Annotated in this window: 7 protein-coding genes and 1 pseudogene; 6 read left to right on the top strand and 2 right to left on the bottom strand. The window is 62.5% G+C overall.

Annotated elements, in window-relative coordinates; genetic code table 11:
* Positions 1-229: 229 nt before the first annotated feature.
* The 4 genes from EN932_RS17755 to lexA all read left to right on the top strand — a co-directional run bounded on the left by EN932_RS17755 (position 230) and on the right by lexA (position 5,164).
* Positions 230-1,855, top strand: coding sequence for an AMP-binding protein (locus EN932_RS17755; protein ID WP_127369899.1), 1,626 nt, complete (start codon positions 230-232; stop codon positions 1,853-1,855).
* Positions 1,852-2,688, top strand: coding sequence for a tryptophan 2,3-dioxygenase (gene kynA, locus EN932_RS17750; protein ID WP_127369898.1), 837 nt, complete (start codon positions 1,852-1,854; stop codon positions 2,686-2,688). Before EN932_RS17755 ends, kynA begins: the two co-directional genes overlap by 4 nt.
* A 77-nt stretch (positions 2,689-2,765) precedes the next feature.
* Complete coding sequence (gene kynU, locus EN932_RS17745) at positions 2,766-4,013, top strand: kynureninase (protein WP_127385142.1); 1,248 nt, start codon at positions 2,766-2,768, stop codon at positions 4,011-4,013.
* A 410-nt stretch (positions 4,014-4,423) separates the two neighbouring features.
* Positions 4,424-5,164 carry a transcriptional repressor LexA gene (gene lexA / locus EN932_RS17740; RefSeq protein ID WP_013531746.1) on the top strand — a complete coding sequence of 247 codons (741 nt, stop codon included), beginning with the start codon at positions 4,424-4,426 and terminating at the stop codon, positions 5,162-5,164.
* On the opposite strand, the gene EN932_RS17735 is transcribed toward lexA, so the two are convergent.
* A complete protein-coding gene (locus tag EN932_RS17735; protein WP_128368951.1) occupies positions 5,158-7,620 on the bottom strand; it encodes a ComEC/Rec2 family competence protein in 2,463 nt (820 codons plus the stop codon). The two genes, lexA and EN932_RS17735, sit on opposite strands and share 7 nt — an antisense overlap.
* Before the next feature lie 102 nt (positions 7,621-7,722).
* On the opposite strand from EN932_RS17735, the gene gltX reads away from it, so the two are divergent.
* The gene (gene gltX, locus EN932_RS17730; protein WP_127385141.1) at positions 7,723-9,147 is read left to right on the top strand and encodes a glutamate--tRNA ligase; all 1,425 of its coding nucleotides are present in this window, start codon (positions 7,723-7,725) and stop codon (positions 9,145-9,147) included.
* Positions 9,148-9,331: 184 nt separating this feature from the next.
* A complete protein-coding gene (gene gltA / locus EN932_RS17725; protein ID WP_013531749.1) occupies positions 9,332-10,657 on the top strand; it encodes a citrate synthase in 1,326 nt (441 codons plus the stop codon).
* Between the two features lie 55 nt (positions 10,658-10,712).
* Here gltA and EN932_RS17720 read toward each other — a convergent pair.
* A pseudogene (locus EN932_RS17720) lies at positions 10,713-11,311 on the bottom strand (lipid-A-disaccharide synthase); the annotation flags it as partial.

Raw genomic sequence — 11,311 nt, 5'->3', positions numbered from 1 at the left:
CTTTAGGCTTGAAACAAATTTCGACTGGTGCGATCCTGCCCGTACGAACAGCCGACAATGGGAGGTCTGCTGTGCTGCCCTCACCTGCAGATGTTCACCCCTTCTGGGCGCATCTCCGAGCAGGCGCCATGGGCAGCACGAAGCCTCCTCAGAGCAGGACCTTAGGATCCACCACATCCAGCCAAGGCGCATTGCGCATTGGCCAGGCAGCAGACGGGAGAGCGGCGACATGCTTGGGCCTTCAGCGCATATCGACACGTTCACGCGCGATCACCTGCCGCCGACGGAGCAATGGCCCGATATACTGCTCGACGGCTTCGACTATCCCGAACGCCTCAACGCCGGTGTCGAACTTACCGACCGGCTGGTCGAGAAGGGCCTCGGCGACCGCACAGCCCTGATCGGCAATGGCCGCCGCCGCACCTATAAGGAACTGTCGGACTGGACGAACAGGCTCGCCCACGCGCTGGTCGAGAATTATGGCGTCGAGCCCGGCAACCGGGTGCTGATCCGCTCGGCCAACAACCCCGCCATGGTCGCCTGCTGGCTGGCTGCCACCAAGGTCGGCGCCGTGGTCGTCAACACCATGCCTATGCTGCGCGCCGGCGAACTGGCCAAGATCGTCGACAAGGCGGAAATCACCGTCGCGCTCTGCGACACCAGGCTGATGGACGAGATGACCGCCTGCGCCAAGGACAGCACCTTCCTCAAACAGGTCATAGGCTTCGACGGCACCGCCAACCATGATGCCGAGCTCGATCGTGCCGCTCTCGACAAGCCGGTGACATTCACCGCCGTCAACACCGGCTGCGACGATGTCGCGCTGCTCGGCTTCACCTCGGGCACGACAGGCGTGCCGAAGGCGACGATGCATTTCCACCGCGACCTCCTGATCATCGCCGACGCCTATGCCCGCGAAATCCTGGAGGTGACGCCGGACGACATCTTCGTCGGCTCGCCGCCGCTGGCCTTCACCTTCGGCCTTGGCGGGCTCGCTATCTTTCCCCTGCGCTTCGGTGCGGCGGCGACGCTGCTGGAGCAGGCGACGCCACCCAACATGATCCACATCATCGAGACCTACAAAGCCACGATCTCCTTCACCGCACCGACTGCCTACCGCGCCATGCTGAAGGCCATGGATGAAGGTGCCGATTTGTCTTCGCTGCGGGTTGCCGTTTCAGCCGGCGAAACCTTGCCCGCTCCGGTTTTCGAAGAGTGGACGCAAAAGACCGGCAAGCCGATCCTCGACGGCATCGGCGCCACCGAAATGCTGCACATCTTCATCTCCAACCGCTTTGGCGACATGAAGCCCGCGTCGACCGGCAAGCCGGTCGGCGGCTACGAGGCGCGCATCGTCGACGACGAGATGCGCGAAGTACCGCGCGGCGCGACCGGCAGGCTGGCGGTGCGCGGCCCGACCGGCTGCCGCTACATGGCCGATATCAGGCAGAAGGACTACGTGCGCGACGGCTGGAACATCACCGGCGACACCTTCACGCAGGACGAGGACGGCTTCTTCCATTTCGCCGCGCGCTCCGACGATATGATCGTCAGCGCCGGCTACAACATTGCCGGCCCCGAGGTCGAGGCCGCACTTCTGTCACATCCCGACGTCGCCGAATGCGCGGTGATCGGCGCCGAGGACGCCGAGCGCGGCCAGATCGTCGAGGCGCATGTCGTGCTGGTGCAGGGCGTGGCGCCTGACGCATTGACCACCAAGCGCCTGCAGGACCATGTCAAGGCGACGATCGCGCCCTACAAATACCCGCGATCGGTGAAATTCATTGCTGCTTTGCCCAAGACCCAGACCGGCAAGATCCAGCGCTTCCGGCTGCGCACGGAGAAAGTCAATTGAGCGAGCCCTACGATCCGGCGTCCGAAGGCGCACAGATGTCGTTCAACGAGCGCATGTCGTACAGCGACTATCTGCACCTGGAGAAAGTGCTGGAGGCGCAGACGCCGCTGTCGTCGGCGCATGACGAGATGCTGTTCATCATCCAGCACCAGACCTCGGAACTGTGGATGAAGCTCGCTTTGCACGAGATTGGCGCCGCGATCCGCTCGATCCGCGCCGACCGGCTCGAGCCGAGCTTCAAGATGCTGTCGCGAGTCGCGCGCATCTTCGAGCAGCTGAACAATGCCTGGGATGTGCTGCGGACGATGACGCCCAGCGAATATACCGAGTTTCGCGACGCGCTCGGCCAGTCCTCGGGTTTTCAGTCCTGGCAGTATCGCGCCATCGAGTTCATGGCCGGCAACCGCAACCTGGCCATGCTCGGCCCTCACAAGCATCGGCCTGACCTCAGCGGAAAGCTGGAAGCCATTCTGGCCGAGCCATCGCTCTACGACGAAGCGCTGCTGCTTTTGGCGCGCAACGGATTCGACATCGGTGCCGATGCCAGGCGCACGGACTGGCGTGAGACGCGAACCGAGAATGAAGAGGTCCTGGTCGCCTGGCAGACTATCTACCGCGATCCGCAGCGCTACTGGATGTTCTACGAACTGGCCGAGAAGCTGGTCGACTTCGAGGATTATTTCCGCCGCTGGCGCTTCAACCACGTCACCACGGTGGAGCGCATCATCGGTCTGAAGCGCGGCACCGGCGGCACGTCGGGTGCTTCGTATCTGAAGAAAATGCTCGAGGTCGTGCTGTTTCCGGAGCTGTGGACGATCCGCACCCGGCTCTGACATCATCGAAATGAGAACAGGCTCACTGAAGGGACGCTCTGTGGCGGGAACCCTTCGCGAACAACCGGGGACTGACCATGAGTGGAATTCCTGATCTCGCCGCAGTCGAAGCGATGGATGCCACGGATCCGCTGCGGGCCATGCGCGACCGTTTCATTCTGCCGGAGGGGGTGATCTATCTCGACGGCAATTCACTGGGGGCAGCATCTCATGCCGTTTTCGGCGAGCTGCAGCAGGCGGCGACGCAGGAATGGGCCCGAGATCTTATCCGAGCCTGGAACACGGCCGGATGGTTCGAGATGCCGATCGAACTCGGTGACCAGCTCGGACGCCTGATAGGAGCCGCGGCCGGCCAGACCGTCGTCTGCGACACGACATCGACCAACATCTACAAGGTGCTGCACGCAGCGATGGAGATGCGGCCCGGCCGGTCAGCCATCGTCGCCGAAGGTGACAGTTTTCCCACCGACCTGTACATCGCCGAAGGCGTGGCCTCGACCCGGGATGGCGTCCTGCTGCGCCTCGCGGGCGTCGACGCGCCGACCATCGAAGAGCTAATCGACGAAAACGTCGCGGTGGTGCTGGTCAACCACGTCAATTACAAATCGGGTGAACTGCGCGACATGGCGGCGCTGACGCGCAGGGCTCATGCGGCCGGAGCGCTGATCGTCTGGGATCTCTGCCACACCGCCGGCGCCCTGCCCGTCGAGCTCGATCAGGCAAATGCCGATTTCGCTGTCGGCTGCACGTACAAGTACCTCAACGGCGGTCCGGGCGCGCCGGCCTTCATCTATGCCGCACAGCGCCACCACGGCGATATCAGCCAGCCGCTCAGCGGCTGGTGGGGCCATGCGCGGCCCTTTGCCTTCGAACGGGGTTATGTTGCCGGCGCCGGCATCCGCCGTTTTCTGTGCGGTACGCAACCGGTCCTGTCGATGCGGGCGCTCAAAGGCGCGCTTGCCATCTGGAGCGACGTCGACATGGCGGCATTGCGAAAGAAGAGCGTCGCGCAGACAGAACTGTTCATCCAGCTCGTCGAAGCCAAGTGCGGCGCCTACGGTCTCGCGCTGGAGACTACCCGCGACGCGACCAGGCGCGGCAGCCAGGTGTCGTTCCTTCACGACCATGGCTATCAAATCATGCGGGCGCTGATCGAGCGCGGGGTGATCGGTGACTTCCGCGCACCGTCGACCATCCGTTTCGGCTTCACGCCGCTCTATGTCAGCTACAAGGATGTGTGGCTGGCGGTTGAGGTTCTGGAAGACATTCTGCGCACGGGTGCATGGAAGGACCAGCGTTTCGCCGTCAAGGAAGCCGTTACCTGACGCACCGATCCCGGCGATCCGCCGTCGCTGCCCTCACTGCCTGGCAAATGACGGAGAGCTGAATTTCCAGCCAAAATGCCCAACTGACGTTGGCGTTTTGGCTCCGTTTCGTTCACGGCCAACCAACGTCCCGAAGGTTGCAATCGCTCCTTGTCGAGGTCGATCGACAGATAATGCCAAGCTTTGGTAGGGGATAAGCCACAGGTCATTAACCATAACAATTTCAATGTGAGCAGGCGCATTGCCGAAGGTGGCGCCCGTCGATCGTAACCCGCTGGCAAGCGCCAAATAATTTCAGCAGCCTTAACAAATTCATTAAACTTTAAACGGTTGCAGAACACAACTGGAACAGATAGTGTTTGTTCTGGGTTTGTTTTTCGATTCTGGTTTCAGGGAACCTGGGGGCCGCCATGCTGACACGCAAGCAACATGAACTGCTGATGTTCATCCATGAACGCCTGAAGGAGAGCGGCATTCCGCCATCCTTCGACGAGATGAAGGAGGCGCTCGACCTTGCCTCCAAATCCGGGATTCATCGGCTGATCACGGCCCTTGAGGAGCGCGGCTTTATCCGCCGGCTGCCCAATCGGGCCCGCGCGCTGGAAGTGCTGCGGCTGCCGGACTCCATCGCGCCAGGCCTCAATGCGGCAAAGAAGTTTTCGCCAAGCGTCATCCAGGGCAGTCTTGGTCAGGGTGGTGCTCTTGGCCGGCAGATCAAGCCGGCGCCTTCGCGGATGCCTTCGCCCGGCAATGACGACGATGCGGTCTCTGCCGTTTCGATCCCGGTCATGGGTCGCATCGCCGCCGGCGTGCCGATCGATGCCATCCAACATCAGACGCATTCGATTTCGGTGCCGCCGGACATGATCATGGGCGGCGCGCACTATGCACTGGAGGTCAAGGGCGATTCGATGATCGAGGCCGGCATCTTCGACGGCGACACCGTTATCATCCGTAACGCCGACACGGCCAGCCCCGGCGAGATCATCGTGGCGCTGGTCGATGAAGAGGAAGCGACGCTGAAGCGGTTCCGCCGCAAGGGCGCCTCGATTGCCCTCGAAGCCGCCAATCCAGCCTATGAGACACGGATTTTCGGGCCGGACAGGGTCAAGGTGCAAGGCAAGCTCGTCGGCCTGATCCGTCGCTACTGAGACGGCTGTGGGTTGACCACTGGCTTCTCGGGTTTCTTGAAGGGTGCCAGCCCCCTCGCCTCGCGAGAGTATTTGCGTTGCGTGTGCCAGGGCCGATATGGGCTGTCCACCGCGAAGCTGATCGTCGCCGGCGTGGTCGCCGATTGGCGATCGAAGAAGACCGCGGCACTGCCTTTGCGAGCCAGTTGCCGCTTGGTGATGACCAGAACCAGCGGGTTGTGACAGGCGTCATAGGCGGTGGCGTCGTTGACGACGATCAGCTCGGCGAAGCCGCAGGCTTTCCAGGTGTCCTTGCGGTCCTCGACATAGGCAATGATCGCACCGGACATGTGCCTGGCCACGCAAACGCCTGAGGAGCAATAGAACGGCGATCCCGGCGGTAGCTCAACGGCATCCGCGACGTCGAATTGCCCATCGCTGTTGTCGAACACTTCCGGAACGACGATGGTTTCCGATGTCAGCGCGCGTTTCCAGTTGTCGACGGTGAATCCATTCGGCCGTTGCCGGCTAACGGCAAGCTCACCGCCACCGATCGGCAACGCCACCAGCCGGGCGTCTTCCGAGATCAGCACATCGGGCGTGCGCGTATCCGAGACGGTCAGCAAGCCTGCCAACGCGAATGGCAGAGCCGCGAGCCGCAGCCATGTCGTCGCCATCGTCGCGATGACCAGGGCAATGGCCACCAGCAGGATCGACTGTTGCGAAATCAGCCCGACCCCATCGACAGGCGAACGCTCGGAGATCCAGCCCGATATGGCGATCATCATCGTCAGGCCCTTGCCCATCAGGTAGAGAGCTGGCCAATCCAATCCGAAAGGCATCAGCAGCGCGCTGGCGACGGCCAGGAACATGACGACGGTGACGATCGGCATAACCGCGAGATTGGCGAACAGGCTGAGCGGCGACACACGCTGAAAATGCCAGATGGCAAACAGCGTCGTGGCGCTGCCGGCGATGATCGAGGTCATGGCCAGACCAATTGCCGCCAGCAGGAATTTTCGTGTCAGGAACCCGGGCAAGGATCGCTTCGGCGGCGGCGGTCTTGCTTTTCCCGCGCGGTGATCCGCCCAGCCGGCATAAGCGCCGACCAGAGCCGCGGTCGCGGCGAACGACATCTGAAAACTCGGGCCGACCACCTCATGCGGCGACACCACGATGACGGCGATCGCCGAGATCGCCAGATTGCGCATGGTGAGTGCTGCTCGATCGAACAGAACTGCAATCAGCATCACTGCCAGCATGATGAAGCTGCGCTCGGCGGCGACGACGATACCTGAGATGACGAGGTAGGCTGCGATCGAGAACAGTGCGGCGGCAGCGGCATACTTCTTGACCGGGCGACGCGCGGAAAGATCGGGAAACAAGGCGAAGGCGCCGCGCAGCAACCCCATGATGGTGCCGGCGACCAGAGCCATATGCAGCCCCGAAATGGAGATGATGTGGTAGATGCCGGTACGTCGCATCGCCTCATTGATGTCGTCGGGAATGCCGGCGCGCACGCCGACGATCAGCGCCGCGGCGATCTCGCCTTCGGCGCCGCCGACGCTCGCCCTGATATGGTCGGCGATGCCTTCACGGGCATTTTCCACGCTGGAGGAAATTCGGGCCGACAGCGGCATGTCGCCATCATCGCTGACGACAAGCTTTGGATTGCCGAGAAAGAATCCGCTGCCACCAATGCCGGCAAAATAGCTGTCGAAGGAGAAATCATAGCTGTCCGGTCGCACCGGCCCGGTCGGCGGCAAAAGCTTGGCATATCCAGTGATGAGCGAGCCTGCGGTCACGTCAGCCGGGATCTTGCGTGCCGAAAGCCGTACCCGTTCCGGCGCATAGCGCAGTTTCGGTCTTGCGGTCGATGTTACGTCGATGGTCAGCCGGATACGGCCAGTTTCCATCCGGTCGAGCGAGACGACGCGGCCGGTCACCTGCGTCGAGATTTCCGAGCCCAACATTTGTGTGCCCGCACGCCACGTCTCGACCTTGGCAGCAAGCAGTCCTAGGGCGCACAAAAGTGCCGCCATGAAACACAGATGGGTCTTTGGCCATGAGCGCGAGACCAGCGCACAGATCCCCGTCAGGATGACAACCGCGACAGGTCTCGCAAAGTCGGGTTCAGCCGTCAGCGAAAAATAGCCGATCGCTCCGATCGCAAGGCAGACCGGCACCAGCAGGAAGGCCACGCCCCGGTCGAGTTCCAGGCTCGCCGCCATGTTCACGCTGTGGCGCAGGCGTGGCAGTGATATCAGGCCGATCTGCCGGCGCACGCGCACGATCCTGCCGGTTCCGGCAACAGGAACAGAGGCGGCGATACCCGTTTGCAAGGGCAGCTTGCCGGAATCCGGCACGAGGGGCGACGGCGGCGGCAATGAGGCTGGCAGAGGCGCAAACAGGGACCGTTCGCTGACGCCAATGGCAGCGTCCTCGCCCTGATCCGAGCCCCAGCCTCGTCCAGCCATCGGGTCTGCCCCTTGCGCCCTCGACACCCTATGCTACATGAACGCGCAAAGCGCGAAAGTCCGCGCGACCGCACCCCGCTTCAGATGGTTTCCGAGAGTTCCATGTCCGACAAGGTCGTCACCCGTTTTGCCCCCTCGCCCACCGGCTATTTGCACATAGGCGGCGCGCGCACGGCGCTGTTCAACTGGCTGTATGCAAAGCATACCGGCGGCACGATGCTGCTGCGCATCGAGGACACCGATCGCGAACGCTCCAATGAAGCCGCGACGGCTGCCATCCTCGACGGGCTTTCCTGGCTTGGCCTGAGCTGGGACGGCGAGCCGGTGTCGCAGTTCGAGCGTGCGCCCCGCCACCGCGAGGTGGCCGAGGAGCTCGTGCGCATGGGCAAGGCCTATTATTGCTACGCCACGCCAGCCGAACTGGAGGCCATGCGCGAGGCCGCCAGAGCCAAGGGGCTGCCACCCCGCTACGATGGCCGCTGGCGCGACCGCGACCCCTCAGAGGCACCCGCAGGCGCCAAGGGCGCCATCCGCATCAAGGCGCCGACCGAAGGCGAGACCGTCGTCCATGACCGGGTCCAGGGCGACGTGCGCTTTCCCAACAAGGATCTCGATGACTTCATCATCCTGCGTTCCGACGGCAATCCCACTTACATGCATGCCGTCGTCGTCGATGATCATGACATGGCCGTCACCCACATCATTCGCGGCGATGATCATCTGACCAATGCCGCCCGCCAGACCGTCATCTACAACGCCATGGGCTGGGACGTGCCGTCCATGTCGCATATCCCGCTGATCCACGGCGCCGATGGCGCCAAGCTATCGAAGCGGCACGGCGCGCTTGGCGTCGAGGCCTATCGCGCCATGGGCTACCTGCCGGAGGCGCTGCTCAACTACCTGGCGCGTCTCGGCTGGAGCCATGGCGACGACGAGATCATGTCGATCAAGGACATGATCTCCTGGTTCGACATAGGCGATGTCAACAAGGGCGCGGCGCGCTTCGACTTCGCCAAGCTGGAGGCAATCAACGGCGCGCATATGCGCCGCATGAGCGATGCCGAACTGTTCGACATCTTCATCGCCACCCTGCCCTACCTCGAAGGTGGCCCGGCGATCGCCGCACGCCTGAACGACAGCACCAAGGCGCAGTTGCTGGCAGCGCTTCCGGGCCTGAAGGAGCGCGCCAAGACGCTGGTGGAGCTCGTCGACGGCGCGGCTTTCCTGTTTGCCACCCGACCGCTGCCGATCGACGACAAGGCGGCCCTTCTGCTCACCGATGACGCCCGCAAGATCCTGCGCAGTGCTCACGAAGCTTTGAACGGGCTTGCGGGTGACTGGACAGCCGCCTCGGCGGAGGCGGCGATCCGCGAGGTGGCAGCGGCCGGCAGCCACAAGCTCGGCGCGGTGGCCCAGCCTTTGCGCGCCGCTTTGACCGGCAAAAGCACCTCGCCGGGCGTGTTCGATGTGCTCGCCGTGCTCGGCCGCGAGGAAAGCCTGGCGCGCATCTCAGATCAAATCGATTAGGAGCAAACTGGCCCAAGAAGATTGGCATTGAAAGGCGGGTTTCGCAGTGCAACATTAGGCCTTGGCCCAATCTGGCACGCACCTCCTGAAATGCGGTGGCGAATACGCGCATTGCGGTGATTTTCGACGTGTCGCTCTGCGAAATTTGCCTTTGCCGGCATGAGGAAACAAGAAGGAGTTTGCAATGACCGAAGCTGCGAAAAAACTGGATTTGGGCAAGACCCAAGAGGCCACCGCAACGCTTGAATTCGCCGGCAAGACCCATGAATTCAAGGTGCGAAGCGGTTCGGTCGGGCCTGATGTGATCGACATCGCCTCGCTCTACTCAACCACCGGCGCTTTCACCTACGATCCCGGCTTCACCTCGACGGCAAGCTGCGAGTCCGAAATCACCTTCATCGACGGCGACGCCGGCATCCTGTTGCACCGCGGCTATCCGATCGACCAGTTGGCCGAACATGGCGACTTCCTCGAGGTCTGCTATCTCCTGCTCTACGGTGAATTGCCGACCAAGGCGCAGAAGGACGATTTCGATTACCGCGTGACGCGCCACACCATGGTGCATGAGCAGATGTCGCGCTTTTTCACCGGCTTCCGCCGCGACGCGCATCCGATGGCGGTGATGTGCGGCGTGGTCGGCGCGCTGTCGGCCTTCTATCACGACTCCACCGACATTTCCGACCCCTACCAGCGCATGGTTGCCTCCATGCGGCTGATCGCCAAGATGCCGACGATCGCGGCGATGGCCTACAAATACCACATCGGCCAGCCCTTCATTTACCCGAAGAACGAGCTGAACTTTGCCGCCAACTTCCTGCATATGTGCTTTGCCGTGCCTTGCGAGGAATACAAGATCAATCCGGTGCTGGCGCGCGCCATGGAACGCATCTTCATCCTGCACGCCGACCACGAGCAAAATGCCTCGACCTCGACCGTTCGCCTCGCCGGCTCGTCGGGCGCCAACCCGTTTGCGTGCATCGCCGCCGGCATAGCCTGCCTGTGGGGACCCGCGCATGGCGGCGCCAATGAAGCGGCGCTCAACATGCTTGGCGAGATCGGCCATGTCGATCACATCCCCGAATTCATCGCCCGCGCCAAAGACAAGGACGACCCGTTCCGCTTGATGGGCTTCGGCCACCGCGTCTACAAGAACTACGATCCGCGCGCCAAGATCATGCAGAAGACGGCACATGAGGTTCTGGGCGAGCTCGGCATCAAGGACGATCCGCTGCTCGACATCGCCATGGAGCTGGAAAAGATCGCGCTGACCGATTCCTATTTCATCGAGAAGAAGCTCTACCCGAATGTCGACTTCTATTCCGGCATTACGCTGAAGGCGCTGGGCTTCCCCACCACCATGTTCACCGTGCTGTTCGCGGTCGCCCGCACCGTCGGCTGGATCGCCCAGTGGAAAGAGATGATCGAGGATCCGCGCCAGAAGATCGGCCGCCCGCGCCAGCTCTATACCGGTGCACCGGAGCGGGATTACGTGCCGATCGCCAAGCGGTGAATTAGGAAATAGTGAGTAGTGAGTAGTGAGTAGTGAAGTCGACCATTTCTACTGATTACTGACTACTCACTCTCTTGACATACCGCATCACCACCTGCGCGGCGATCTCGCCGGACGGTCTACCGGTAGCCATGCGCCGCCTGATCTCTGCAAATCCATCCTTCTGCCAGGCACGCATGCCGCTGTCGGCGAACAGTGCTTCCAATTGCCGGGCAAGGTTGTTCGGCTTGATATAGCCGTCGTAGAATTCGGGAATAAGCGCTCGATCCGATATCAGATTGGGCAGCAGCGCCGACCAGACGGAAACGAGGTACGGCGCCAAGATGCGCGCGACCGGGTCGAGCCTGTAGCAGGAAATCATCGGCACGCCGGCCAGCGCCAGTTCCAGCGATACCGTCCCGGACGCGATCAGCGCCGCATCGGCCCTGCCGAAAGCCTGCCATTTGCGCTGGGGATCGACGATGATCTCAGGCTTTTCATCCCAGCGGTTGACGGAAGATTTGACGAGGTCGGCGACATGCGGGACGGTCGGCAGCAGCAGCCGCAAGCGGTGGCCGCGCGCGCGCAGGATCGACACCGTCTCGCCGAACGGGTCGAGCAGCCGCCGTACCTCGCTACGCCGCGAACCGGGCAGGACGAGCAAGGTTTTGACCC

Source organism: Mesorhizobium sp. M7A.F.Ca.US.002.01.1.1 (genome assembly GCF_004022955.1).
GTDB classification, from domain to species: Bacteria; Pseudomonadota; Alphaproteobacteria; order Rhizobiales; family Rhizobiaceae; genus Mesorhizobium; species Mesorhizobium ciceri.
The sequence above is the reverse complement of the archived record's forward strand: the minus strand, read 5'-3'. Positions and strand labels throughout refer to the sequence as shown.

Bases quoted from the DNA above. Each gene is read 5' to 3' on its own strand.
- EN932_RS17755 (WP_127369899.1), top strand. From the start codon at position 230: ATGCTTGGGCCTTCAGCGCATATCGACACGTTCACGCGCGATCACCTG.
- EN932_RS17735 (WP_128368951.1), bottom strand. From the start codon at position 7,620: ATGGCTGGACGAGGCTGGGGCTCGGATCAGGGCGAGGACGCTGCCATT.
- gltA (WP_013531749.1), top strand. From the start codon at position 9,332: ATGACCGAAGCTGCGAAAAAACTGGATTTGGGCAAGACCCAAGAGGCC.
- kynU (WP_127385142.1), top strand. From the start codon at position 2,766: ATGAGTGGAATTCCTGATCTCGCCGCAGTCGAAGCGATGGATGCCACG.
- gltX (WP_127385141.1), top strand. From the start codon at position 7,723: ATGTCCGACAAGGTCGTCACCCGTTTTGCCCCCTCGCCCACCGGCTAT.
- lexA (WP_013531746.1), top strand. From the start codon at position 4,424: ATGCTGACACGCAAGCAACATGAACTGCTGATGTTCATCCATGAACGC.